This window comes from Bowmanella yangjiangensis (assembly GCF_018531185.1).
Taxonomy (GTDB): domain Bacteria; phylum Pseudomonadota; class Gammaproteobacteria; order Enterobacterales; family Alteromonadaceae; genus Bowmanella; species Bowmanella yangjiangensis.
On record NZ_JAHDJU010000002.1, the window covers coordinates 874,836 to 899,817 of the forward strand.

Annotated in this window: 22 protein-coding genes and 1 pseudogene; 18 read left to right on the plus strand and 5 right to left on the minus strand. The window is 45.4% G+C overall.

All coding sequences use genetic code 11. From position 1 onward, the window contains the following. The first annotated feature begins 80 nt into the window (after positions 1-80). Genes KJY73_RS13325 through KJY73_RS13350 form a run of 6 tightly spaced genes read left to right on the plus strand, consistent with a single transcriptional unit; the run spans position 81 to position 6,845 of the window. A complete protein-coding gene (locus KJY73_RS13325) occupies positions 81-1,478 on the plus strand; it encodes an undecaprenyl-phosphate glucose phosphotransferase (RefSeq protein ID WP_214344210.1) in 1,398 nt (465 codons plus the stop codon). A 13-nt stretch (positions 1,479-1,491) separates the two neighbouring features. After that, entirely contained in the window at positions 1,492-2,685 is a 1,194-nt protein-coding gene (locus KJY73_RS13330) for an outer membrane beta-barrel protein (protein WP_214344211.1), read from the plus strand. An 8-nt stretch (positions 2,686-2,693) separates the two neighbouring features. Continuing rightward, entirely contained in the window at positions 2,694-3,212 is a 519-nt protein-coding gene (locus KJY73_RS13335; protein WP_214344212.1) for a polysaccharide biosynthesis/export family protein, read from the plus strand. A 2-nt stretch (positions 3,213-3,214) separates the two neighbouring features. Beyond that, positions 3,215-5,422, plus strand: a complete 2,208-nt coding sequence (locus KJY73_RS13340; protein ID WP_214344213.1) for a GumC family protein — start codon at positions 3,215-3,217, stop codon at positions 5,420-5,422. Continuing rightward, complete coding sequence (locus KJY73_RS13345) at positions 5,419-6,144, plus strand: tyrosine-protein phosphatase (protein WP_214344214.1); 726 nt, start codon at positions 5,419-5,421, stop codon at positions 6,142-6,144. Before KJY73_RS13340 ends, KJY73_RS13345 begins: the two co-directional genes overlap by 4 nt. After that, positions 6,123-6,845, plus strand: a complete 723-nt coding sequence (locus KJY73_RS13350) for a hypothetical protein (protein WP_214344215.1) — start codon at positions 6,123-6,125, stop codon at positions 6,843-6,845. The genes KJY73_RS13345 and KJY73_RS13350 overlap by 22 nt, the downstream gene beginning before the upstream one ends. On the opposite strand, the gene KJY73_RS13355 is transcribed toward KJY73_RS13350, so the two are convergent. The 5 genes and pseudogenes from KJY73_RS13355 to KJY73_RS13375 form a co-directional block, all read right to left on the minus strand. Then, positions 6,802-8,148: an O-antigen ligase family protein gene (locus KJY73_RS13355; protein WP_214344216.1), complete on the minus strand. Its 1,347-nt coding sequence runs from the start codon at positions 8,146-8,148 to the stop codon at positions 6,802-6,804. The genes KJY73_RS13350 and KJY73_RS13355 overlap by 44 nt on opposite strands. A 67-nt stretch (positions 8,149-8,215) precedes the next feature. Beyond that, the gene (locus tag KJY73_RS13360) at positions 8,216-8,683 is read right to left on the minus strand and encodes a hypothetical protein (RefSeq protein WP_214344217.1); all 468 of its coding nucleotides are present in this window, start codon (positions 8,681-8,683) and stop codon (positions 8,216-8,218) included. 16 nt (positions 8,684-8,699) lie between these two features. Continuing rightward, a complete protein-coding gene (locus tag KJY73_RS13365) occupies positions 8,700-10,259 on the minus strand; it encodes an EAL domain-containing protein (RefSeq protein WP_332874214.1) in 1,560 nt (519 codons plus the stop codon). A 63-nt stretch (positions 10,260-10,322) separates the two neighbouring features. Beyond that, a pseudogene (locus KJY73_RS13370) lies at positions 10,323-10,784 on the minus strand (LapD/MoxY N-terminal periplasmic domain-containing protein); the annotation flags it as partial. 45 nt (positions 10,785-10,829) lie between these two features. Beyond that, complete coding sequence (locus tag KJY73_RS13375) at positions 10,830-11,456, minus strand: transglutaminase-like cysteine peptidase (protein WP_232848600.1); 627 nt, start codon at positions 11,454-11,456, stop codon at positions 10,830-10,832. 580 nt (positions 11,457-12,036) lie between these two features. Here KJY73_RS13375 and galU point away from each other — a divergent pair. From galU to KJY73_RS13435, 12 genes are all read left to right on the plus strand, one after another. Beyond that, positions 12,037-13,002: a UTP--glucose-1-phosphate uridylyltransferase GalU gene (gene galU, locus KJY73_RS13380; RefSeq protein WP_214344221.1), complete on the plus strand. Its 966-nt coding sequence runs from the start codon at positions 12,037-12,039 to the stop codon at positions 13,000-13,002. Between the two features lie 39 nt (positions 13,003-13,041). Beyond that, entirely contained in the window at positions 13,042-14,382 is a 1,341-nt protein-coding gene (locus KJY73_RS13385) for a UDP-glucose dehydrogenase family protein (protein WP_214344222.1), read from the plus strand. A 72-nt stretch (positions 14,383-14,454) separates the two neighbouring features. Then, the gene (locus tag KJY73_RS13390; protein ID WP_214344223.1) at positions 14,455-15,447 is read left to right on the plus strand and encodes an NAD-dependent epimerase; all 993 of its coding nucleotides are present in this window, start codon (positions 14,455-14,457) and stop codon (positions 15,445-15,447) included. Between the two features lie 50 nt (positions 15,448-15,497). Next, positions 15,498-16,622, plus strand: a complete 1,125-nt coding sequence (gene wecB, locus KJY73_RS13395; protein ID WP_214344224.1) for a non-hydrolyzing UDP-N-acetylglucosamine 2-epimerase — start codon at positions 15,498-15,500, stop codon at positions 16,620-16,622. A 27-nt stretch (positions 16,623-16,649) separates the two neighbouring features. Beyond that, a complete protein-coding gene (wecC, locus tag KJY73_RS13400; protein WP_214344225.1) occupies positions 16,650-17,891 on the plus strand; it encodes a UDP-N-acetyl-D-mannosamine dehydrogenase in 1,242 nt (413 codons plus the stop codon). Continuing rightward, positions 17,892-19,037 (plus strand): glycosyltransferase family 4 protein, encoded by a 1,146-nt coding sequence (locus tag KJY73_RS13405; protein WP_214344226.1) that lies wholly within the window; start codon positions 17,892-17,894, stop codon positions 19,035-19,037. Continuing rightward, complete coding sequence (locus KJY73_RS13410; protein ID WP_214344227.1) at positions 19,034-20,188, plus strand: hypothetical protein; 1,155 nt, start codon at positions 19,034-19,036, stop codon at positions 20,186-20,188. Before KJY73_RS13405 ends, KJY73_RS13410 begins: the two co-directional genes overlap by 4 nt. Then, on the plus strand, positions 20,154-21,467 hold the full coding sequence (locus KJY73_RS13415; RefSeq protein ID WP_214344228.1) for an O-antigen ligase family protein: 1,314 nt from the start codon (positions 20,154-20,156) through the stop codon (positions 21,465-21,467). Before KJY73_RS13410 ends, KJY73_RS13415 begins: the two co-directional genes overlap by 35 nt. Position 21,468: 1 nt before the next feature. Continuing rightward, positions 21,469-22,008, plus strand: coding sequence for an acyltransferase (locus KJY73_RS13420; RefSeq protein WP_232848601.1), 540 nt, complete (start codon positions 21,469-21,471; stop codon positions 22,006-22,008). A gap of 3 nt (positions 22,009-22,011) precedes the next feature. Continuing rightward, positions 22,012-22,779, plus strand: a complete 768-nt coding sequence (locus KJY73_RS13425; RefSeq protein WP_232848602.1) for a WecB/TagA/CpsF family glycosyltransferase — start codon at positions 22,012-22,014, stop codon at positions 22,777-22,779. A gap of 3 nt (positions 22,780-22,782) precedes the next feature. Next, positions 22,783-24,042, plus strand: coding sequence for a Vi polysaccharide biosynthesis UDP-N-acetylglucosamine C-6 dehydrogenase TviB (gene tviB / locus KJY73_RS13430; RefSeq protein ID WP_214344229.1), 1,260 nt, complete (start codon positions 22,783-22,785; stop codon positions 24,040-24,042). Between the two features lie 13 nt (positions 24,043-24,055). Beyond that, entirely contained in the window at positions 24,056-24,826 is a 771-nt protein-coding gene (locus KJY73_RS13435) for a heparin lyase I family protein (RefSeq protein ID WP_214344230.1), read from the plus strand. The last annotated feature ends 156 nt before the right edge of the window (positions 24,827-24,982 follow it).

The following is a 24,982-nucleotide window of genomic DNA, read 5'->3' on the forward strand; positions in this document are numbered from 1 at the left end:
TGTGTAGTTTTTTTACTATAGGATCGGCCACCGCTAAAGCGCTTAACGGAATTTAGGCACTTCGTTTCAAGGATTTGAAAATGGATACCTCCTCATTGTTTAAGATTGATTCGTCGACACATTTTCTCTATCGCATCATAGATGTGTTTATCTTGGCGACGACATTGTTTTTAGCCAGCCACCTATATGGTGTGACCTTCTCCCGTGACTACCTGTTGGTATTGCTATCCTTGGTGCTTTTGTACGCATACATTGGAGAATCTGTAGCACTTTATCGTTCATGGCGGGTTGGGCGTTTTTCCCGCATGTTGATGTTACTCATCTTAGTGCATAGTGCTTGTTTTCTATTGATTTTCTCGTTGTTGTTTGTGTTGAAGGAAGGTGCCACCTTTTCACGTGTGGTGTTGCTAGGTTGGTATTCATCCAGTCTGTTGGCCTTGGTGAGTTGGCGAATCTCTGCCAAGCATATAAAAGCTTGGCGTCGACGCCGTGGTTTGAGCATGCAGACCGTCGCTATTGTTGGTATGACCAAGTCCGGTATGCAGTTGCATCAGCAAATGCAGGACCATATCGAGCTTGGGTTTGAATGTATTGGCTTCTTCGATGATCGAACAGCAGAAAGGCTAGGACAAGGTTATAAACATCTGCTGAAAGGTTCTATTGAGCAGGCTGTAGAAATGGCGCAGCAAGGCAAGGTATCTAAATTGTATATCTGCTTGCCGATGCTGGCGGAAAGGCGTATCGCAGACATTATTCAACGCCTTGGAGACACCACGGTCGACGTACTGCTGGTTCCTGACTTCTTGCTGAAAAACCTGATGCATGCGCGTATTGGCAGCGTGGGTGAGATGGACACGTTAAGTGTGTTTGAATCCCCGGTTTATGGCATCAAGGATTTTTACAAACGTACCTTTGATCTGTTATTTAGTGCATCGGTGCTGCTGTTGATTTCGCCCTTGTTGGCACTCATTGCGGTGGCCATTAAAGTCGATTCAACCGGTCCGGTGTTTTTCCGCCAGAACCGTTATGGTTTGGATGGCAAGGCTATCAAGGTGCTTAAGTTCCGCTCTATGCGTGTGCAGGAAAATGGTGCCAAGGTGGTACAGGCAACCAAGAATGACCCCCGCATTACTCGCCTGGGCGCTTTTTTGCGCCGTACTTCGCTGGATGAATTACCACAGTTTATCAATGTGCTTTTGGGTGATATGTCAGTTGTTGGTCCAAGGCCTCATGCCGTTGCGCACAATGAAGAGTATCGCAAGCAAGTAGCTTATTACATGCTCAGACATAAGGTTCGGCCGGGTATTACCGGTTGGGCGCAAGTGAATGGCTGGCGTGGAGAAACAGACACTTTGGAAAAGATGGAAATGCGAGTCAAGTACGACCTGGAGTACATTCGTCATTGGTCACTTTGGTTCGATATCCGCATTGTGTTTATGACGTTATTTAAGGGATTTACCGGAAAAAATGCTTACTAGGGGACAACTCATAATGAACAAACCTACTTATTTGAGCCTGCTGGTGGCTGCTACGTTGAGCAGTGCCGCTATAGCACAGGAACAAGCCGGCTACGTTATTCAGACGGAAAGCGGCTTTGACATAATGCCAGGTTTTGACGTCAAGCTTAAACACGACGACAACATCGCCAACACTAACGCTGACGAAGAGAGCAGCACTATTGCGGTGTATTCACCTACCATTGCTGCCCGTTTGTTGGATGGTGTGAATGAATACAATCTGCAAGCCGGGGTTAGTAAGGGGCAGTATTTTTCCAGCAGCATTGACAACTACCTAGATGTTTACGCTGGTGCTGATGCGAAATGGGAGTTTACTGATTCTCACCGTGTGTTTGTTGAAGCATCTTTCGCTGAAGGTCACGATGAACGCGGTACTGGCGTTTTTGATGCTAACGGTGCAACCCAGTTAGAGCCTACCGAACATCGTACGCTGGGCATCAATGGCTACTTCGAATTTGGTGCTCGTACAACGCCAGCGCGTATTCGCCTTGGTGGTGGTTACACGCAAAAAGATTATCAAAATCTGGAGGCTGTGACCCAATTCCGTGAGTTTAATAAAGCCAACGCGTCAGCGGCTTTCTATTACGACACCGGCGCGTTCACCAGTTTGGTTGCTCAGGTTACCCGCGATGATATTCGCTACGACAAAATTGATCCCGTCGGCGGTAATCGTGACAACATCGATACCCGTTATCTGGTGGGTATGGATTGGCAGGCTACCGCACTGACCAGCGGTGAGTTCCGTATCGGTTATCAGAAAAAGAGCTTTGACTCTGCGGGGCGTGAGGATTTCAGTGGTATCTCCTGGCAGGCAGCCGTGAACTGGCAACCTTTGTCTTACTCAACCGTAACCTTTGAAACGGGTCGTAAAGCCCGTGATCCGGACTTACGTGGTGATGTAATAAAAGAGAGCGCTCATGGTTTAGGGTGGGAGCATAATTGGAGTGAAGATCTGGAAACCAATCTGGTCGCCGGCTACGTTCGTTCCGACTACCAGGGTTACGATCAACAAGATAAATACTGGCGTTATGAAGCAAAAGCCAGTTATCGTATCAGCTACCTTTGGAAGTTAGAGGGTGGCGTTGAGATCTCTGATCGTACGTCTACCGATGATCGTTTTGAGTTTGATAAAACCGTCTTTTATGTCGGTGTAGGTATCAATCTGTAAGGGATAGCATGCGAATTCTGTATATTCTCGGAGCGCTGTTGTTCTCAAGCATAGTTCTCGCCCAAAGTGGCGAGAACTATCGTTTGGGACCGGGCGATAGCATAGAAATCAAAGTGTATGGTGAGGAAGAGTTAGATCTCAATACCCAACTTACCGACAGTGGAATTATCAACTATCCGTTTCTGGGCGCGCTGCGCTTAAGTGGCTTGACCTTAAAGGAAGTTGAGGTGCTGATTCATGATGGACTCAAAGGAGACTATCTGATTAATCCCAATGTCTACGTGGGCATAGTGGCTTATCGTCCTTTTTACATTCATGGTGAAGTTAAAAAGCCTGGTGCATACCCTTATCAACCGGGTATGACAGTTAATCAGGCTGTGGCCTTGGCTGGCGGTTTGACTGAGCGTGCGTCTAAGGAAGGCGTGAATCTTTCCCGCGAAGGTAATAAGTCGCAGCAGGAAACGGGAACCTTGAATAGTCGGGTGTTTGCCGGCGATACCATCACTATACAACAGAGATTTTTCTAGTCATGACGCCTATGGACTCAGTGAATATGCAGGAACAGGGAAGTAAGGAACAGGTGATCGACCTGCGTAAGACTTTTCTGGTTATTTTGAATGCCAAATGGCGCATTTTATTAATGGCATTGATGGTGACTCTGGTGGCTGGCCTCGTTGTGTTCGGTATGCCAAAAGTCTATCGAGCAACCTCAACATTGCTTATTGAAGCCCAGCAAGCACAAGCTATCAAAATCGAAGAAGTATATGGGTTTAATTCCACGCAGCAGGAATATTACCTGACGCAGTTTGAGATTATTAAATCCCGAGCAGTTGCCGAGCGAGTTTTTCATCAGTTCAATATTCTGGAGCATCCTGAATTCCAGGGTAAGTCTTCATTAACGGATGATTTAGTTAAGCTGATTAAGTCAGCGCTGCCGTTCTTACCTGCCGAACAGTCATTGGATCCTGAAGCTGCTGAGTTACGAAAAACGACTAAAACCCTAAATCGTTTTATAGATCGAATCAGTGTCAATCCAATACGCCGTACTCAATTGGTTGAAATCAGCTTTGAGTCCGAAGACCCTAAACTGGCGCGGGATGTCGCTAATGCTTTGGGGCAGGCTTATATCGAAAGCCAATTAGACGCAAGAATGGGGATTACGCAAAAGGCCAATACCTGGTTAGGTGGGCGTCTTGAGGAACTTCGCCAGCGTTTGGAGGATTCAGAAAAGCGTTTAGAAAGCTTTAGAGAGGCGAACAATCTGGTGGATGTGGCCGGTATTACCAGCCTGGACGCGCGTGAGCTGGAACAACTTACCGACGATATAACTACGGCTCGCTCTCGTAAGGCGCAAGCCGAAGGGCTATGGCAGTTGCTGGAACGCTATAAAAACAACTACCAGCGTCTGCAAAGCTTGCCTGAAGTTACTTCACATCCGTCAATTCAAAACGTGCGCAGGGAGCTTATTTCTGTCGAGCGTAAAGTGTCTGAACTCACGCAGGTGTATGGTCCTAAACATCCGAAAATGATTGCTGCGCAGGCGGAATTAAAGACAGTTCACGATAACTTGCGTCGTCAAATTCAGGAACTGGTTAACGGCATTGAGAAGGAGCTGGAGTCAGCGGATCAAAATCTGGTGGCGCTTGAATCTCAACTACAACAAGCACGTTCAGTATTTTCCGGATTAAGCTCAGTTGAAACCGAATATCGCCGTTTGCAGCGCGAAGTAGAAACTAACCGAACGTTATTCGATAGTTTCCTTGGGCGTCAGAAGGAGACCGAGGTTGTCGGTGATTTCAACTCCCCTGTGGCGCGTTTTACCGATTTTGCCACTATGCCTACCGAAGCGGTTAAGCCCAAGCGTAAACTGATTGTATTACTGGCTTTTGTTGCCAGTATTGGTTTGGGTATGGTTGTGGCTTTGGTATTTGATGCCTTGAACGATACTGTGAAGTCGCCCAAGGATGTTGAAACCTTGTTGCGTCATCGGGCCTTGGGGTATATCCCTAGATTGAAGAAAAAACTGGAGCAGAAAGACAAAACCTTTGCCTTCTTTGACGATCAGCAAAAGCTCTATAGCGAAGCAATACGTAGCATTCGTACTAGCTTGTCATTGATGGCGCTGGACAAACCCTTGAAGGTTATCGAAGTGACCTCCTCGTTGCCGGAAGAAGGTAAATCCACCGCGTCATTGAATCTGGCCTTCGCATTTTCAAGCCTCGAACGTGTCTTGTTGATTGATGCGGATATGCGTAAGCCAACGGTTGCAAACCGTCTGGAGTTGCCTCCTTATCAGCCAGGATTGGCCGATTGTCTCGGTGGCACTGAAGTGCTCGAAGATTGCATTATCAAAGATGTCAGAGGCATTGATGTTATGCCTGCCGGTGCTGTGCCGCTTAATCCTCTGGAATTGCTATCAGGCGATAAGTTAAGCGCTCTACTGGAGCAGCTATCTAAGCACTACGATAAAATTATCGTGGATACGCCACCTGTTCAGGCCGTCAGTGATGCGCTGGTGATCGCACCTAAGGCCGATGCTGTGGTGCTGGTTGTCAAAGCCGACAGTACCCGCAGCCCGGTGGTTCAGCACGTGTTGGCTAAACTGCATCAAGCCCATGCCAGGGTGTATGGTGTAGTAGTAAACCAGTTAGCCACAGATAAGCAGACCAGCTACTATGGCGGCAGCGCCGAATACGGATACTATCAGACCTATGAACAACCTGCAGGGAAGGCATGATTGATCTTCATGCCCATTTGATACCAGGTATTGATGATGGTGCCAGTGATTCGCAAGAATCACTGGCATTGTTGCGTATGGCGGCTGAGCAAGGTGTCAGCCGCATAGTTTGTACACCCCATTGGTATCCGGGCCGCTTTGACAACGACAGAATAAAAATTCTCGCAGGGCTCGGTCATTTACAGTCACTGTGCAGTGCGGAAGATATACCAATAGAGTTACGCAGTGCCTGTGAAGCACGAGTTTGCGCAGAATTGCTACCAGCGGTTGAGAAAGGCGAATTGTTGTTTCTAGGTGAGCTGAATGGCCATAAAGTGCTGTTATTAGAGTTCCCGCATAGTCACATCCCACCCGGTGCAGACCGGCTGATTAAGTGGCTGTGTCGACAGTCTATTTTGCCTATGATTGCCCATCCCGAACGGAATCGTGACTTGCAGTCAAACCCCGAACTTATCAGACCCTTTAAGCAAGCTGGTTGTTTATTTCAACTAACAGCTTCGGCACTGATTGGGGAAATGGGCGAAACAGCCCAGACTCTGGGGGAAAAGTGGCTCAGCGAAGGCTTGTTTGACATTATCGCCTCAGACACCCATTCGGTTAAACGTCGTCCACCAAGAATGCGGCAGTCTTTTGACAGGGCCTGCGAACTGGTAGGAGAAAACAAGGCCGAGCAATTGTTGATAACTACCCCGGGCAATATATGTCAAAGCTTGTTCTGCTAAAGAGCCACACTAGCCGACTATTTGCGGCGTTAATTCTGGTATTGCTGATTTGGCAAGTACCGGCTTTGTATCAGTCTGCTCAGGGTAATATTCAGTACTATGTCGTCGATGAAGCTTTGCAAAAGTGGCAAAAAGGTGAGGTTCCAACCGAAGAGGCTTATCAGCAAATCCTAAATGCTGCTAATCGTGCTTTGGAAAGTCAGCCGGAATCCGCTCATTACATACTCACCCTGGCGAAGGTACTCGAGTGGGGTATGCATTTTCATTTCGAGACTTCAGGTGCCGAGATATTAATACCGCTGTATAAAAAGGCTATCTCGCTAAGACCTGAGTGGCCGGTTGCTTATGCAGACTATGGATTTGTGTTGGCTTTTTGGGGAAATGATCTTCCAGGCGCAGTGAACCAACTGCAGCAGGCCGAATACTATGGTCCATTTTTGCCCGAAGTTTTACGTCAACAACTGGGGGTGGGATTGGCAAAGTGGGATGCTTTGTCACCAACAGATAAGGCGTGGCTGCTAAAAATATCTGGACGGGCGGCTGAAGGTCATTGGAGTTCTCTGGCAACACTAAGAGATCTCGTAGCAAAGTATCAGCGCGAGATTGTTGTATGCGCTTATCTATTTAATCGAACTCCACCTTTGGCCGACGAAAAAGTCAATTACCTTGGGCGACTTTGCGCTCACCAGGCAGCATCCTGACCAAATAAGCTAATGTCAGTATGGTCATAAACAGCAGACTGTTAGCCGGCGCCTGCAAACTAAAGTCTACGCTACTGTGCATTAGCATATGTACCCAAGCCATACAGCAGCCAAAGGCAACACCCTGATAGAGCTTGGTTTTACGCTTATTCATGACATACAAAGATTGCCATAGTGCAATGGCAAGCCAAGCACAAAGTAATACAGTTACCGGCCAACCCAGCTCAATGGCAAACTGTAAATAGTCATTGTGTGCGTGGTCGTAAAAGCCGCTATAGGATTGCTGTTGATAGCGAGGAAAGACAGTATAGAAAGTGCCCCCGCCAGTGCCAGTGAGCCCTTGCTCTTCCAATAATGGCAGACTGTGCATAACCACTTCATCACGGGCCTCACTGACAAAGCTGGTATCTTGCATGCGCTGTTTTACCTTTTCGACCCCAAACATTGAGCCAATCAACAGCATATCCAACACAAAAATACTGAGTACCAACCATTTAAGCAGTGGTGGTGGGCGACGATAAATAAACAAAGCCAGTACAGCAACTATACCTAAGGCGGTAAAGAATCCTGCGTTACCCATTCTGGAGCGGCTTAGCACTAAACCCACAACCATCAGAATGATAGCTAGACGCAGCAAAAGCTTGCGGCTGAGCATTAATTCCGCCAAAGCCCTTAGCCATTTAGCAAGGGGGACTTTCTGTTTGCTGGTGCTTAGCTCACTGAGCATCCACCCGATTGCAATGCTCAGACAAAGCGCAAGATAGTTTGCATAGTGATTCTGGTAAACAAAGCTGCCTCTGGCTTTTTCTCCTTCGGGAATGCCAAATACAGGGGACAACTCCAGCCCGCTTAGATTTAACAGGCTGCCATAGATCGCCTGTAAGCCACCGGAGATTAGGATGCAAATCAGAATGATCTTTAGTTGATGGTGATTGCGGCAGTTTTGGCTGAGTAAATAAGTAAATAGCAAAAGATAAAGCGACTTTTCCAACATAATATTGGTTTGATATGGGTCGACACTGCATATCTCCGGCAAAGCGCAAGCGAGCTGGGCGGCTAGATACATAGCTATAAGGACTGGGCCGAAGAGCAGCAGGAGTTGCCATTGTTTAGGGAAAAGTGGGGCTTTATTGCGGGCTACCTGAAACAAGTGCCAAATACCGCCCAAGGCTATCAGGCCATGTAATAACGCCCAGGCCCAGGGACGATTGCTACCAAGAGGGATGGGAGCCCAAACCAGAATAAACCCCAGCCACCATATCAGGGGAGTGCTGCCATAAAATCCTGACGTCGCTTTGTTCATAGATTGAAGCCGAATTACAGACTAACAAAAAAGGGCCTGTCGGCCCTCTTTACTGAATCTCACCAACTTAGTTGTTGGATGCGGTAGCGCCACCACCACCAGTGCCTGCACCAAGACCTAGTACACCAGGAGCCGGAGCTGGACCTGTAGCAGCACCTGGCGCTGCTGTTGCTGTATCGGCAATCAGGGTGCTAACCAGAGTAGGGTCAATACCGGCACCCACTGCGCTGGTCAGAAGCTGGTCTGAGGAAAAACCACTGGCAGATACAGAGTCCAGCAGTTCAGCCACTTGCTCTTGGTTGTCACGAAGCAAGGCTAACAGCGATGTCAGGGTTTGTTCTGCGTTGGCGGAGTTAGCAGCAATCATCTCGTCGGTCAGTACTTGCTGACGCAGATACTGTACGAAACTGATACCTTGATTAGCAGCCTGTGCATAGCCCTGTTGTAGTTCAGCCATATTCAGCGTTTGCTGAGCTTGAACGGCAGAAACAGACAGTGCAGCGGCCAAGAAAACTGACAAATGCTTGATTTTCATAATGGTCCCTCATTGATTACGACAAAAATCTGTTGCGCAATTCTAAACCAGCCGGGGTGTCACTGTATATGAAATTTTTAAAACAGTCGCTGATCGACGCTGTATCTGCAAAGCCTCTGCCTTGTATGCCATCTATATGTAACTGCAGACATTGTCTGGCTGTCGTAGCGTTTTCCACATGACATGCCAGCACCTTGACACCGACGGCGTGGCAAATTTGGGTGAGACTCTGCACAAAGAACACGTTGTTATGCTGATTCAGGCTGCGAATAAAGCTGCCGTCAATTTTCACAAAATCGATATTCATATTACCTATAGACTGGAAGCTGCTCAGATGCGCACCGAAATGTTCAATAGTGACCTGAGCCCCCAGCTCATGCAGACTTTGTATCAGGTCCTTCAAACGATGTCCCTGGCTAATTAAGGCGCTTTCCTTAATTTCAAATACTAATGGTGGTAACTGACCTTTTAGTGTTTTCAACAGCGTTAGGAGCCACTGCTGATGCATGCGGTCATGCACAAATACATTGCTCAGATTAATACCGACACGGTGATCCGGGTGATGGCGTAACTGCGATAACACATAACACAAAACGGCTCTTTCTAATGCTGGTCCAAGGTTTAACCTTTCTGCCATGGCGAAAGTTGCTGCCGTGGATAAACTGGCTTGTTGCCAATTGAATCTGACCAAGGATTCTGAGTAGATGATATTGCCATCTTTACCCAGTATGGGTTGCAGCATAAGTTCAAAATGTTTCGCCAGACTGGTGCTTAAATGCTCAAATTGGCTTTCAGTTTCAATAGGTAAGCCGGTTTGGGTAATGGCCGTATATTGCTTTATTACACCGCGCCAATATTGGCGGCTATGCCCTTCTGTTGTGTCTTCCAGGACGGCTGTGGGTTTCGCTTCATTATCAGTGAGGTGCAATGTATCCAGACGGCTGATGGCTTCTGAAAAGGATTCTTTCTCTTCTACTTTCGTGAAGTAAACCTGAGCAAAGCCCAGAGGATACAACTCTGCAGACTGCGTAACGAACTCGTTACTCAGGTGTTGCTGTAGTTGAATCAGGTCACCGGTATCCAGTCTGCACAGTATTGCCAGCTCTGAACCAGATAGGCGATAAAGGCGGGTATCCGCTCTTTTCGCCAGATGTTTCTGGACGATGGTGATGCACTTCATTAGGTACTGATCGCCACCCGTATAGCCTTCATTTTGGTTAATGTCGGCTAAAGAAGGCAAACGGATAAGGCCAAGTTGTAAGCTGTCGTTGTGTAATCTGGCATCTTCCCGTTGCGGTTCGAATTGCATTATCAGTGCCTGGCGATTGGGTAAGCCGGTCAAGCCATCCACATAAAGCTGCTCGGATAGCTGTTTGGCGTAGTTAGCTTGCTCTGAGAAACTGCGTTCTGTATTGCTGACCATTTGGTTAAAAGCGCTGACCAGAGCACGTAGTTCCAGGGTAAAGGGGCGCCGCTTAACCTGATGAAATTCTTTTCTCATCACAGCCAGAGCCTGACCTTTTAAGGCTGACAGCGGACTTAGCACCGCTTTTAAAATTAAGTAACCAATCAGCATGGCAGCAACCAGCAACCACAGCGTATTGAGCGAAAGCCCTACTGCACTTTGCCATAGTGCTTCGTAAGCTTGGCCAACGTGAGATTGCACGGTAAGTGTACCTCCAGGCACCCAGCCGTTGGCGACTTCACTTTGCATCTTAGGGGCGTGCAGCGGAAATCAATCTTGAAACCATTGGGGGACGTCTAGCTCACTGTTTTCATGCACTCGGGAGAAGCGCGTTTCGCCTTTATTGTCGACAAACTGAATTTGCTCATAGTAACCGGAATCAAATATGGCACTCGCCATGGTTTCCGCGAGAATTAAGCCGGGCTCGTCCAAATGCGGTGAGATAGCCAGACCCAGGTTATGCGCCGCGTCCTGAGCATGCGAGGCAAGTTGCTTAGCTTGATAGGCTCTTACCCCTTCAATGCTGGTATACAAAGCACTGGCAAAGGCCAGGGCTAACAGGGTAACCAGCAAACCATACAGCTGAGCCTTTAACGACAGGCCACCGCTGACATTGACTCCATCTTGTTCTGTCACTTTTTATTCTCCAAACATACCGCCCCAGCGATTAACATCAATCGCTCATTCCCCTTTCTCGATACGCTCTAGCAGCTTGGTCCAGCTGGACACGCCGCTGCTGTTTTTTACCGGTTTACCCAATCCTTGTGCTCTGGCCAACCAAAGGCCTTGACCATTAAAGGAGTAAACCGGGCGCAGATCCTTGCGTTGGTCTGCGGGTAAAATCTTATCGGTTAAATTATCCAGCACCAAAGGTAATGACTGTGGTGTCTCAAAATAGATCAACACCATATGCGGCTCATTTACGGTAGAAGCGCGCACGTACATCAGGCGCAGTTTATCTTCCGGAACACCCAAAGCACGTAAGGTGGCATATTTTAAAATGGCGTAGTCTTCACAATCACCGCGCTGAGATACCAAGCTCTCTATCGGCGTGGCCCAATAGTCATTTTGTCGCCAGTGTTCCATGTCGGTGGCATAGCGGATACGACGATTGGCAAAATAATTGGTGGCATTTAGCTGAGCGATGATGCCATTTTGTTGTTGCTCTTCGATCAAATTTTGCCAGGCTTTTACTGGGCGTTCTGCCCGCTCGCCATATCGTTGGCGGAGTTTAAGGTAGAATTCTTCATCGAACGGGAAATGTTCCTGTACTGCTGTTGCCAGGCCGCTGAGTAAAAGACAGATCAAAAGGCCACCAAGCAAAAGGTGTTTATTTTGATTGTGCTGCAACGTTTGAAACCCGTACATCTATTCCCGTAAGCCATCCAGGCTAATGTGGCGGCAAGCATAACCTAATCTCCATGAAGGGTTAACAGTTACTAGTCTACTTGGTTGATAACAAGTGAAATGTCCGCCAATAAAGGAATGTGAATAAAGCCTAACCAATGGGCTTTGAGAGTGATATTCTGGTTATTCACAAGCTGGTATTCGTTTAGCAATGCCCTTTCGAGGCTGTGATTATATTTTTGCCAAAATATAGTTTTCGAATGGTTTTCGCTTTGGGTACCGGGAGAATTTTTTGGAAAGCTTTGAAAAATAGTAGGTTTACCGGATTTGATCTGAAATTCTGTAATTTTCATTCAAAAAGTTGGCGTCATAATGCCGTCATCTGTGGCAGATATCGTATGAAAAGTGTTATTATCCGCCGCGCAAAAATTTGGATGTAACCCTTGTGGTTGTTATAAAAAAGTTAAAACGGACTTAACTTGATCCTGGTATTTCCTACCTTTTTCAGGCTGTCCGCGTTTAATTGATGAGGATGGCTTAAATGTTGAAAACTTCTATCACGGAAACTTCCCCGTCGTTGGTTACCAAAGCGGTAATTCCTGTGGCTGGGTTGGGTACGCGCATGCTACCTGCTACCAAAGCCATTCCCAAGGAAATGCTGACCGTCGTTGATAAGCCCATGATCCAATACGTAGTGCAGGAAGCCGTCGCTGCTGGCATTACCGAAATTGTATTAGTCACCCATTCATCAAAAAACAGTATTGAAAACCACTTTGATACCAGCTTTGAATTAGAAGCGACCTTAGAGAAGCGGGTTAAAAGACAGTTGTTGGATGAAGTGCGCAATATTGTGCCGAAGAATGTCACCATTATCTCTGTTCGTCAGCCTCAGGCCTTGGGTTTGGGTCATGCCATTTTATGTGCTCGCTCTGTTATTGGTGAACAACCTTTTGCGGTGATTCTGCCGGACGTAATGGTGGATAAACATCGCAGTAATCTGAAAAAAGATAACTTGGCTGCTATGGTCAAACGTTTTGGCGAGACTGGCCATAGTCAGATTATGGTGGAGCCTGTAGCCCCGGACTTGGTTAACCAATATGGTGTGGTAGATATAAACGGTGCAGAGATTCAAGCCGGTGAGAATGCTCTGATTAAAGACATGGTAGAGAAACCTGATTTAGATGAAGCCCCAAGCAATCTGGCGATTACCGGGCGCTATGTGCTTTCATCTGCTGTGTGGGATTTGCTTGAATTTACTCCCCCTGGCGCCGGCGATGAAATCCAGTTAACCGATGCGCTGCACCAACTATTGTTGCTGGAAAAAATCGAAGCCTACCAGATTAAGGGCAAGAGCCACGACTGTGGTAACAAAATGGGCCTTCTTCAGGCTAATCTGGAATACGCCCTGCACAGCGAGCGGTTCGGTCCGCAGATTCGCACTGTTATGGAAGGATTGCTTCAGGAGCTTGAAACAGGCGCGTTTCCCCACTTATTGCCCAAGCAATAACTATCAGAATTAAGAAATAGAAAAGAGTAAGGTTCAAGAATGCGCGTAACAGTATTTGGTATCGGTTATGTTGGTTTGGTGCAAGCAGCGGTATTGGCTGAAGTTGGTCACGATGTGGTGTGTGTCGACGTTGATGAGAAGAAAGTTGAGAACCTGAAAAAAGGTATCATACCAATCTACGAGCCGGGCCTTAAGCCTTTGGTTGAAACTCATTTTAAAGCAGGGCGATTGAATTTTACCACCGATGCGGCGCTGGGTGTGGAGCATGGTGAGGTACAGTTTATTGCTGTTGGCACGCCGCCTGATGAAGATGGCTCTGCAGATCTAAAATATGTGCTGGCTGTGGCATCGACAATCGCCAAGTATATGGAAAGCCACAAGGTCATCATAGATAAGTCCACAGTACCTGTTGGTACAGCCGACAAAGTAAAGCAAAAAATTGCAGATATTTTGACCGAGCGTGGCGCCGCTATTGAGTTCGACGTAGTGTCCAACCCGGAGTTTTTGAAAGAAGGTGCGGCAGTTAATGATTGTATGCGGCCAGATCGCATCATTATCGGTACCTACGATGAACGCCCCCAAGATCTGATGCGTGAATTGTATGCGCCGTTCAACCGCAATCACGACAAAGTCATCTTTATGGATGTTCGTTCGGCAGAACTGACCAAGTACGCAGCTAACTGTATGCTGGCCACCAAGATCAGCTTTATGAATGAAATGGCCAACCTGGCTGAAATCCTCGGTGCTGATATTGAAGCTGTGCGTCGCGGTATCGGTTCCGACCCGCGTATTGGCTATCACTTTATTTATCCTGGCTGTGGTTACGGCGGTTCCTGTTTTCCCAAAGACGTGCAGGCATTGATTCGTACATCCGAGCAGCACAGCTATCAGCCTGCCATTTTACAAGCCGTTGAAGCGGTGAATGATCGCCAGAAGACGAAACTGCCGACCCTGGTTGAGAAGCATTTTAATGGCCAGTTGGCAGGCAAAACCTTCGCCTTGTGGGGCCTGAGCTTTAAGCCAAACACCGACGATATGCGTGAGGCACCGAGTCGTGTTTTGCTCGAAGCCTTATGGGAAAAAGGTGCTAAGGTTCAGGCTTTTGACCCCGAAGCGATGGAAGAAACCCAGCGTATTTATGGTGTACGTGATGACCTTAGCCTGGTTGGCACTAAAGAAGCTGCACTTAAAGGGGCTGACGCGCTGATTATCTGTACTGAGTGGCAGCAATTTAGAGCACCAGACTTCGATCTTATAAAACAACAGTTAGGTGAAGCGGTTATTTTTGATGGGCGTAACCTGTTTGAGCCAAGTCGTATGACGCGTAAGGGCTTCACCTACTACGCCATAGGGCGCGGAGCTAGTGTAACTGGCTACTAAGTGTTTAAGGGCCATATAAGTGGCCCTTCTTTCCGATTGTTGTTTGAACTTCAACGAAATAAGGCAGATAAAATGAAATTTCTGGTGACAGGGGCGGCTGGCTTTATTGGCATGTTCACTGCTAAAGCGTTGCTGGAACAAGGCCATGAGGTTGTAGGAATAGATAACCTCAATGATTACTACGATCCGGCGTTAAAAGATGCGCGGCTTCAGCAGTTGGCTAACTACCCGACATTTCGTTTTATTAAGTTAGATTTGGCTGACCGTGCAGGTATCGCCGAGTTGTTTGCTAAAGAGCAATTTCAGCGGGTTATACACCTGGCGGCACAGGCTGGGGTGCGGTACTCACTCGATAATCCCATGGCTTATGCCGACAGTAATTTAACTGGCACACTGAACATACTGGAAGGTTGTCGGCATCATAAGGTTGAGCATCTGGTTTATGCCTCAAGCAGTTCAGTATATGGCAACCAACAGAAAGTACCCTTTAGTGAAAATGACAGGGTAGATACGCCTATTTCTTTGTATGCGGCGACTAAAAAAGCCAATGAGCTTATGGCGCATACCTACAGCCACCTATATCAACTGCCCACCACAGGGTTGCGCTTCTTTACCGTATATGGCCCCTGGGGTAGACCTGATATGGCACCTTTTAAATTTACCAAGGCAATACTCGAAGGCAAAACCATCGATGTTTATAACCACGGTAAGCTGAAGCGTGATTTTACTTATGTGGATGACATTGTGGAAGGTATAGTGCGGGTTCAGGAGCAGATTCCGGGCAGCGCGGATTATCCTGTGCAGGTGGCTGAAAATCCGTTTTATGCATTGTACAACATAGGTAACAACCAGCCGGTTGAACTTGAAACCTTTATCAGCGCAATAGAAAAAGCCTGTGGTAAAACTGCCAACAAAAACTATCTGCCCATGCAGCCCGGCGATGTTTATCAAACCTACGCAGATGTGTCAGCCCTAAATAAGACAACCGGATTTGCACCTAAAACCCCATTGGTTGAAGGAATACAGCTGTTTGTCGATTGGTATCGGACTTTCTACCAACACTAAGAATTTTGCTAACAAGAAGGGCTTTTTGACAAAGCCCAGGGAGACTTGTAATGAAAAAAGTACTGATCGTATTCGGTACGCGTCCTGAAGCGATAAAAATGGCGCCTCTGGTGCGCAGCTTTGCCTCGGACCCACGTTTTGATACTCGCACTTGTGTTACTGGTCAGCACCGGGAAATGCTTGACCAGGTGTTGGCGTTGTTTGAAATATCACCAGAGTACGACCTGAATATAATGCTGCCAGGACAAACCTTAGGGCAGGTCACATCCAGAATACTAAACGGTTTAGATTCGGTGCTAGCCGAGTTCGCACCCGATGTTGTGCTTGTACATGGTGACACTGCCACCACCTTCGCTGCATCTCTGGCTGCATATTATCGTCAGATACCAGTTGGGCACGTAGAAGCTGGCCTACGTACGGGGAATATTTATTCTCCCTGGCCGGAAGAGGCGAACCGCAAGTTGACCGGTTGCCTGACACGCTTTCATTTTGCGCCAACGGAAACTTCTCGGCAGAATTTGTTAAATGAAGGCTACGCTGATGACAACATTCACATTACGGGTAACACCGTAATTGATGCCTTGTTTTTGATTCGTGAAAAAGTCAGATATGACCAACAACTGCAAGAAGCGCTTGCCGCTCAGTTTCCGATGTTGGACACCAGTAAGCGCCTCATTCTGGTTACCGGACATAGACGAGAAAGCTTTGGTGGCGGTTTTGAACGTATCTGTCAGGCGCTGCTGGATACGGCCAATGCGCATCCTGATTGTCAGATAATCTATCCCGTGCATCTTAACCCTAATGTTCAAGAGCCAGTAAACAGGCTGTTGAAAGGGGTAAACAATATCCACTTGATAGAGCCTCTTGAATATTTACCTTTCGTATATTTAATGGATAAGGCCTATCTGATTCTGACGGATTCCGGAGGGATCCAAGAGGAGGCACCGTCTCTAGGTAAGCCGGTACTGGTGATGCGCGACACTACGGAACGCCCTGAAGCTGTTCAAGCTGGAACCGTAAAGTTGGTGGGTACTGACGCTTTGGTGATAACTGCCGCCCTCAATGAACTGCTGCAAGATGAACAGGCTTACCAACAAATGAGCCGCGCGCATAACCCTTACGGTGATGGCCAAGCTTGCCAACGAATACTCAGTGTTTTGGCTGATTCTCTTTAATTACTTTTGATGGAACAGGTTTTTTCTATGGAATTTGAGCGTATTTCTGTAATCGGCTTAGGCTACATCGGGTTGCCTACCGCCGCTGTTATTGCTTCTCGTGGTATCGAAGTCATTGGTGTCGATGTTAATCAGAAGGCGGTGGATACAATTAATGCCGGAAACATCCACATAGTCGAGCCAGATTTGGATATGGTGGTCCGCAGCACCGTAATGACAGGCAAGCTTCGCGCTACCACGCAGCCAGAACCGGCACAAGCCTTTGTAGTGGCGGTGCCTACGCCATTCAAAGGTGAAGACCATGAGCCAGATTTACGCTATATCGAAGCGGCCAGTAAAGCCATTGCGCCCGTATTGGAAAAAGGTAACTTAGTTATTTTGGAAAGTACTTCTCCTGTGGGGGCGACTGAAAAGATGGCTGCCTGGCTGGCGGAAGCGCGTCCAGACTTGAGTTTCCCGCAACAGAAAGGTGAAGAAGCTGACATCAATGTCGCTCACTGCCCTGAAAGGGTACTGCCAGGTTATGTGCTGCAGGAGTTGGTCAGCAATGATCGTGTGGTCGGTGGCATGACTCCGGCATGCAGCGCCAAAGCCATTGCCTTATACAAAACCTTTGTCAGGGGGGAGTGCATTGTCACTAATGCGCGAACTGCGGAATTAGCGAAATTAACCGAAAACAGTTTCCGAGATGTGAATATTGCCTTCGCTAACGAGCTTTCTCTGATTTGCGACAAACTAAAAATCAACGTTTGGGAATTGATCAAGCTGGCTAACCGCCACCCGCGTGTAAATATTCTCAATCCTGGCCCCGGTGTTGGAGGCCACTGTATCGCAGTCGACCCTTGGTTCATTGTTAATAGCTGCCCTGAAGAAGCCCGTATTATTCGCACAGCTCGGGAAGTTAATGATCACAAGCCTCACTACGTATTAGAACAGGTTATTAAAGCTGCTGATCAATTCAAGCACCCGGTAATAGCTTGTTTAGGTTTGGCATTTAAAGCTGATATCGATGACCTACGTGAGAGCCCTGCGCTGGATATAGTCAAAGACCTTACCAGTCGAAATGTTGGAACTGTGTTGGCTGTTGAACCCAACATCCATGAACTTCCAGAGTCGTTGCAAGGCGGCAATATTGAGTTGGTTTCACTGAATACCGCATTAGAGAAAGCTAATGTAGTGGTTGTATTGGTCGACCATAAGCAGTTTAAAGCTGCAGATAAAAGCGAACTTGCGCGCAAAGTGGTGATCGATACGCGCGGGATAGTCTAAATGAGTGAAGAGAGACCGACACTGCTGCATGTAGTGACTGACTACCCTGATGGGGTCAACCCGGTTTCTACCACTGCTGTGAAGAACCTGATCGATGCATGCCCAGAGCTTGATCACAGGGTAATCTCGGTTGTGAGAGAAAGTAGGCTCTCGTTCAATTTGGAAACCCGTGGTGACTTGTTGATATATCGGATTCCGAAGCTTCCTCTTGGACTTTTCTCAAGCGAAATTTGTCTACTGGCTGGCTCGTTGCTTTATCGAAAGCTTAAAGGAATAACAGGACGGGCAACGGCAATCCACGCTCACAAGCTCTGCATCGATGGCATTCTTGCGTACGTCCTGGCACAAAAGTCAGGACGTACTCTGATAACGAGTGTAAGAGGTACCACAGATGAAAAGTGGGTTAGACGTAAGCTTCTCTATCGCTGGCTGTATCGGAAAGTACTAGAAAGATCTGAAACGATTTTCTGGGTTAGTTTATGGCCGAAGGAATCGATCCTAAGCATGTTATCTCTCCCCCTCACATACAAGGGACAGGTGCTTCCGAACATCTGTACCATGGATGTGTCTGTCACTGACCCAATTAATTCAAAAGGAAAGTTCCTATTCGTAGGTAGATTAGATGATGCCAGAAATAAGGGATTGCTAGATGTTTTTCGGGCTCTGCAAAGTCATAAAGAATGTACTCTGAATGTTGTTGGTGGGGGGACCGATGAAACATTGGCATTTCTCCAGAAAAACGTCAATGAACTTGGAATTGGTGATAGGGTTTCTTTTTCTGGAAAGCTTAACCGCGAACAACTGCAGAAGTGCTATGGCGACCATTGTGCGATGCTGATGCCGAGCTTTCCCGAGACCTTTGGTATGGTTTATATAGAGGCTTTAGCGAGTGGTTTGCCAGTGCTGTGCTGTAAATATAGTGGAATTTATGGCTACTTTACTGATTCTCCATATGTACAGTATGTGGATTTTGGCAAAATTGACCAAATAAACAATGCAATATCTTTCTTCAGTACGAATGAAATTAAAGTAAAAGATAGATTATTGCAGGATATTAAACGGGGGGAACTAAATAAGTTCTTTGCAAAAGATATAAGCAACACTTACCAAGATGAGGTTCTGAAGATACAGGGATCCTACTTATGACAAGGGAAAAACTTGATAAGTATGTCGTACTAGTTGAGCAAGGTCTTTCCTCTCTTTTTAACTTTGCTATGGTGATTTTCCTGTCAAGAGTAGAGCCAAGCGCGGTTTCTTTGTATGGAGTCTCTTACGCAATTTTTCTCCTAGTGTCTGGTTTTATCAGAAACTCTGTGTTTAACCCTATACTTGTTAATGGTGTATACGGCAGTAAAGCTTTTTTCTTCCTCCTGAAAGATACAGTTAAAGAGATGCTATTTATTACGTCTTGTATCGTTGCAGTTATTTATATGATAGCAACTGATATTTACTCAGGGCTGTTAGTGGTTTTATTTTTTCTTTTCAATGAGTTTTCTAGAGTTCTGGCTATCGCAAATAGAAGGACTATATATTTTCTTGCTGCTTCATCATTTGCATATACCTTAGTACTTTTTACTTCTTACATGTTAAATGTGGAACTAGGGTTTGCTACCGGACTTATATTTTCCGTGGTGTATTTATTAGTTTCATCTAAGTACTACACTTCCAACTCCGACGAAGATGTAAGCCGAACTTCAGCTCGAAGCTCCTTTGTACTCACTGCATCTTACTTTACGGTGACAAATGTTCCGTTGCTCTTTCTGCAAGCAATCTGGCCAATAGGCGCTGTTGTTTTTATTCAGGTTAGGTCTCTTTTTCAGCCGCTAATGCTGTTAAGTAGAGTTTTTGATTTACTCGACAAGCGAAGTGCGGCAAGTCAAGAGAAGCTCGATTTTTCTAGCTTGAAGAAGCGTTTCATGATGTTCTTATCATTCTCTCTAATTGCTTCATTTCTTATGTTCATTATTTCTATCTACTTCTTTGATTATATATTTGGCGAGGTGGGTGTGAATCATGTGTATGTCTCGCTGGCATTCATGTTTGTTATCGTTTTGATGTTTGTAGTCAAACCGATTGAGACGTTCTTTTTCAAAAATGCAATGGTGTCTTCTTTGAGTCTAAGCCGGATAATAGGAGCTCTGATATGTTTTGCATTATGTATGGTTGCCTTTTTTATTCCTAAGGAGCTGGTCTTAGAGTATTTAACAGTTTCTATGTTGATAACTTGGGCTTCGATATTTTTGATTAATTTGGTGCAAATTAATGATGCTAAGAGATGTGGGGGAAGCAGTGACTAGAGTAGTTTTAAGTGATAGTTATTCCATCTCTCTGTCGTCTGGATGGATAAAATACCTTTTCCTGATCCTAAGCGTTGTTCTATTTCTTGGTGCTTTTACCGATCACTTCGTTTTTGGCGTCGGGTATGGTGCAGATCTAAGTAATACCCCTAAGATAATTAATAGTTTGCTGAAGTTCCCTCTCTACTTCATTTCTTTGTATATGATATTTAGGAATTATAAGTTTTTCAGTGAATTTGTTTATGAGATGAAGTATTACTTGGCTTTTGTCTTTTTATGTATGATTTCAACTTATTGGACTGCAGACAAATTCGACGCAATAGTTACTATTTTTTCTTTGGCTATGTGTTTGTTGGTAGCCTTTGGGCTAGCCCAATACTATACATTGGAACAAATTAACACCGGTCTCTATTGGACTTTCTTATTTCTTTGCTTGTCATCAATATTTTACGTGTTTTTTATTCCATCTTTAGGTCTGATGTCTGCCGGAGAAGGGTTTGAATATACTGGCTTGGTTGGCGAAAACCAAGGGGTGTTTAAACATAAAAATATCTTCGGAGGATTTGCCGCCATTTCATTAGCTTTTTCTGTTGTTTTTTATGAAGGGAGTAAATTAAGTAGAGCGATAATTTTTACTTCTTCGCTAGTTTGTTTGTTTTTGGCAAGCTCATCTACAAAGATATTTGCCTTGGCTTTTGCCTTTGTTTTTTACTATGGATTCATTTTTTCCGCAAAGGTAATGAAAAGTAAGAGAAACGGCGTAGCATTATTCTTTACATCATCCAGCGTTCTTATTGTTATTTTTTTAGTATCAAACTTGATTGTTTACTTGATCGAGTTGGCTGGAAAAGATCTTACATTTACAGGTAGAACAGTCATTTGGGAGCACGCGCTTTTACTTATAAAAGAAAAGTATCTTATAGGTTATGGTGTTAGCTCTATCTGGTCAACTGACTTGGGATATATTCCTGAGATACATTTTTTTATTCCAAGCCATTCGCATAATAGTTTTATTGAAATTCTTTTGATGGTGGGAATTTTAGGCTTATCTCTAATGATGCTTTTTATATTAAAGGGATTTTGGGACGGATTTGTTCGATTCTTTAGTTTCGGACGAATGTCCAGTTTTTTTGTGGTGGTATTTGTATTCGCTTTATTAGATTCTTGTTTTGAGTATACATTCTTTAGGGGTAATAATTTCCTTTTTATGTTCGTATTGTTCTTATATTCATCCGTAATAATTCAAAACCTTAGATTAAGTAATCCAGGGAGGGTTTAGTTTGGCCAAGGTCTATGCTTTTATATATTATTTTATTATTCGGAAATTGCCAGATTCAAAATATCTATCTTTTTCTAACAAGGTCAGATGTTGGTATTTACACAAAGTCTTAAATATTTTATCTGGAACAAAGAGTACAAAGGTAGAAAGTAACGTCTACTTAGGAAACTTAAAAAATGTAAAAATTGGCGAAGGCAGCAGAATTAATGAAAATGTTTTCATTCAAGGTGCCTATATTGGTAAAAACGTCCTTGTTGCGCCGAATGTGGCCATTTTGTCTAAAAATCATGAGCACGGTCGTGTCGATATACCAATTGTTGACCAAGGTGAAACAGAAGCAGCTCCGCCAATCATTGGCGATGGAGCATGGATTGGTAGAAATGCAGTTGTGTTACCAGGAGTAAAAATTGGCGAGGGAGCGATAGTGGGGGCTTGCTCATTTGTTAATAGAGATGTTGAGCCATTTGCGGTTGTCGGAGGAGTTCCTGCTCGATTTATCAAGTCACGAATCCCCGACAATGCTGAAGTGGAAAGGAAATAGCGCATGGATCTAGGAATGAAGAAAATCAGGTTTCTAGGTGTAGAAATGCATAACGCTTCTATGCAAGAAACCACTAAAAGAATAAAAGAATGTATTAATGAAAAAGCATTTACCCAGCATGTTGTGGTTAATGTTGCAAAGCTAGTAACCATGCAACGGGACCAGGAGCTGGCTGAGTCGGTGAAAGCATGTGACATCATTAATATTGATGGAATGGGGGTTGTTTGGGGTGCACGTTTTTGCGGGCACAAGGTGCCCGAACGAGTTGCCGGAGTGGACCTGTTTCACAATTTGTTGGGCATGAGTGCTGCAAATCAATTTCCTGTTTTTTTGCTGGGTGCAACACCAGAAGTGGTTAAAGCGACCGTCGATAAGGTAGAAGCATTGTATCCTGGCCTGCAGGTAGCCGGCTATCACCATGGTTATTTCTGGGACAGCGAAGAAGAGGTTGTAGATAAGATTGCTAAGTCCGGCGCTCGATTACTGTTTGTGGCCATTACATCGCCCAAAAAAGAGAACTTTATTAACAAGTGGAAAGATCGCCTTGGCGTTGACTTTGTCATGGGCGTTGGAGGCACTTTCGATGTTGTTGCTGGTAAAGTTAAGCGAGCACCAGAATGGATGCAAAATGCGGGTCTGGAATGGCTATATAGGGTGATTCAAGAGCCGGGGCGGATGTGGAAGCGCTATTTGGTCACTAACAGTAAATTTGCCTACTTGTTGGTACGAGAAAAGTTTAAAGCAAAACGAAATATTCAAGGAACTTTATAGAATATGAAATTAGCAGTTATTGGCTTGGGTTATGTTGGGTTACCTTTAGCCGTTGAGTTTGGTAAAACACGTGCAGTTATTGGCTTTGATATTAACAGCAGCAGAATTCAGCAGCTAAGAGATGGTGTTGACCATACATTGGAAGTTAGCGCTGAAGAACTCAAGGAGGCCACTCAGCTTACCTTCGAACATGAGCTGGAGAGACTAAAAGAAGCAACAATATTCATTGTGACTGTTCCTACACCCATCGATGAACATCGTCAGCCGGATTTAACCCCTCTTATTAAAGCCAGTGAAACTATCGGCAAGGTGCTGAAGAAAGGCGATATTGTTATCTATGAATCTACTGTTTACCCTGGGGCAACGGAAGAAGATTGTGTTCCAGTACTAGAGCGTGTGTCTGGTCTGAAATTCAATCAGGACTTTTTTGCAGGATACAGTCCTGAACGCATTAACCCTGGTGATAAAGAGCACAGGGTAACTACTATCAAGAAGGTGACTTCTGGTTCTACACCTGAAGTAGCTGAAAGAGTAGACGCTTTGTACCGCAGTATCATTACCGCGGGGACTCACAAGGCGAGCAGTATTAAAGTTGCCGAAGCCGCTAAGGTTATCGAAAATACTCAACGAGATTTAAATATCGCATTGATCAATGAATTAGCGGTAATTTTCAACAAACTAGGCATTGATACCGAAGAAGTACTATTGGCGGCAGGTACCAAGTGGAACTTTCTACCTTTTCGTCCGGGACTAGTGGGCGGGCATTGTATTGGTGTTGACCCTTATTACCTCACTCACAAAGCGCAAGCCATTGGCTATCACCCCGAAGTCATTTTGGCAGGTCGTCGTATCAACGATGGTATGGGGCGTTATGTGGTGAGTGAACTGATCAAGGCCATGTTAAAGAAACGTATTCAGGTCAGTGATGCAAAAGTTTTGGTTATGGGCTTAACCTTTAAGGAAAATTGTCCAGATCTCAGAAACACCAAAGTAATTGACATTGTTGACGAGTTGCAGGAATACGATGTGCAAGCTGATGTTTATGATCCTTGGGTGGACCCTAAGGAAGCGATGCATGAATATGGTATACAGCCTGTTACTCAGCTTGTGCCTGGAAAATACGATGCAGTTATTCTGGCTGTGGCACATCAAGAGTTTAAAGCCATGACTCCAGAAGCCTTTAGAAAGCTATTGAAAGCTGAAGGTGTTATTTACGATCTTAAATACGCTATTTCTAAGGAGAGCGTGGATCTAAGACTCTAATAAAAGGATTTTTATGAGAATTTTTTTACTGATCTTTGGACTTGTTGGGGCTGTAAATGCTTCTGAATTGTGTAGTAACAGTACTAAGAAAGAAATATACAAATTTGACTTCGAGGATATGTTTCAGGGCTTGAGAGGCGTTGAGGCATATGATGACGAGTCAATCAGTATTGTCCCTGACCCTGCAAACCAAGATGCCAAGGCTTTGCGATTCACCGTAAAATCAGGAAATCTGGTGAATAACGGAAATCGCTCTGAGTTGAAAGTTTCTGAGTACCTTAAGGGCGATTATATATTTCACTATTCGGTTAGCTTTTTATTGCCTTCTGACTACGTGTCAGAAGGTGAATGGCAACTTTTCACACAGTGGTTGGTACAGCCTAACTGGGCTGAGGGACAAACTTGGAAAACTTTTCCGGGAAGTCCTCCTCCGGTGGGGATGTTTTTCGAGGATGATTCAATCTTCCTGACTCATCGCCCGGAAAAGAAAACCCCTATATATAGTGAAAAGGTCAAGATCGAGCGGGATGTTTGGCACACGGCTAATTTTGCTATGCGGTGGTCTTTAGATGAAGATGGTTGGATATCGGGTTCAGTTAACGGCATCCCTCTGAAAAGGAAGTCAGATGGTAGTGAGATATTCACTGGCCCCAATATGTATAATCCTGAAGGAAACTACTTCAAATTTGGCATATACCGAGGCAGAGACGCTGACTCTACAAGTAGCATTTATTTTAAGGACGTTAGCATCCATGTAGAGTGTATGGAGCCTAAAAAGAGCTAAGCAAGGTGCCTGACAGTGGTCTTCATCTGTCAGGCACAATCTATTTATTTATAAATAGATGATATGGAATGCAAACTTGTCTGAGTAGACTTATCTCTGCGTAAACTAGTTTTCTAGGCATACAAAGAAGCCTTATGAAAAGTCCGACTGGTCCTA

Excerpts from the sequence above, each read along its gene's own strand:
- KJY73_RS13325 (WP_214344210.1), top strand. The coding sequence starts at position 81 with ATGGATACCTCCTCATTGTTTAAGATTGATTCGTCGACACATTTTCTC.
- KJY73_RS13330 (WP_214344211.1), top strand. The coding sequence starts at position 1,492 with ATGAACAAACCTACTTATTTGAGCCTGCTGGTGGCTGCTACGTTGAGC.
- KJY73_RS13335 (WP_214344212.1), top strand. The coding sequence starts at position 2,694 with ATGCGAATTCTGTATATTCTCGGAGCGCTGTTGTTCTCAAGCATAGTT.
- KJY73_RS13340 (WP_214344213.1), top strand. The coding sequence starts at position 3,215 with ATGACGCCTATGGACTCAGTGAATATGCAGGAACAGGGAAGTAAGGAA.
- KJY73_RS13345 (WP_214344214.1), top strand. The coding sequence starts at position 5,419 with ATGATTGATCTTCATGCCCATTTGATACCAGGTATTGATGATGGTGCC.
- KJY73_RS13350 (WP_214344215.1), top strand. The coding sequence starts at position 6,123 with ATGTCAAAGCTTGTTCTGCTAAAGAGCCACACTAGCCGACTATTTGCG.
- KJY73_RS13355 (WP_214344216.1), bottom strand. The coding sequence starts at position 8,148 with ATGAACAAAGCGACGTCAGGATTTTATGGCAGCACTCCCCTGATATGG.
- KJY73_RS13360 (WP_214344217.1), bottom strand. The coding sequence starts at position 8,683 with ATGAAAATCAAGCATTTGTCAGTTTTCTTGGCCGCTGCACTGTCTGTT.
- KJY73_RS13365 (WP_332874214.1), bottom strand. The coding sequence starts at position 10,259 with ATGCTGATTGGTTACTTAATTTTAAAAGCGGTGCTAAGTCCGCTGTCA.
- galU (WP_214344221.1), top strand. The coding sequence starts at position 12,037 with ATGTTGAAAACTTCTATCACGGAAACTTCCCCGTCGTTGGTTACCAAA.
- KJY73_RS13385 (WP_214344222.1), top strand. The coding sequence starts at position 13,042 with ATGCGCGTAACAGTATTTGGTATCGGTTATGTTGGTTTGGTGCAAGCA.
- KJY73_RS13390 (WP_214344223.1), top strand. The coding sequence starts at position 14,455 with ATGAAATTTCTGGTGACAGGGGCGGCTGGCTTTATTGGCATGTTCACT.
- wecB (WP_214344224.1), top strand. The coding sequence starts at position 15,498 with ATGAAAAAAGTACTGATCGTATTCGGTACGCGTCCTGAAGCGATAAAA.
- wecC (WP_214344225.1), top strand. The coding sequence starts at position 16,650 with ATGGAATTTGAGCGTATTTCTGTAATCGGCTTAGGCTACATCGGGTTG.
- KJY73_RS13405 (WP_214344226.1), top strand. The coding sequence starts at position 17,892 with ATGAGTGAAGAGAGACCGACACTGCTGCATGTAGTGACTGACTACCCT.
- KJY73_RS13410 (WP_214344227.1), top strand. The coding sequence starts at position 19,034 with ATGACAAGGGAAAAACTTGATAAGTATGTCGTACTAGTTGAGCAAGGT.
- KJY73_RS13415 (WP_214344228.1), top strand. The coding sequence starts at position 20,154 with ATGATGCTAAGAGATGTGGGGGAAGCAGTGACTAGAGTAGTTTTAAGT.
- KJY73_RS13425 (WP_232848602.1), top strand. The coding sequence starts at position 22,012 with ATGGATCTAGGAATGAAGAAAATCAGGTTTCTAGGTGTAGAAATGCAT.
- tviB (WP_214344229.1), top strand. The coding sequence starts at position 22,783 with ATGAAATTAGCAGTTATTGGCTTGGGTTATGTTGGGTTACCTTTAGCC.
- KJY73_RS13435 (WP_214344230.1), top strand. The coding sequence starts at position 24,056 with ATGAGAATTTTTTTACTGATCTTTGGACTTGTTGGGGCTGTAAATGCT.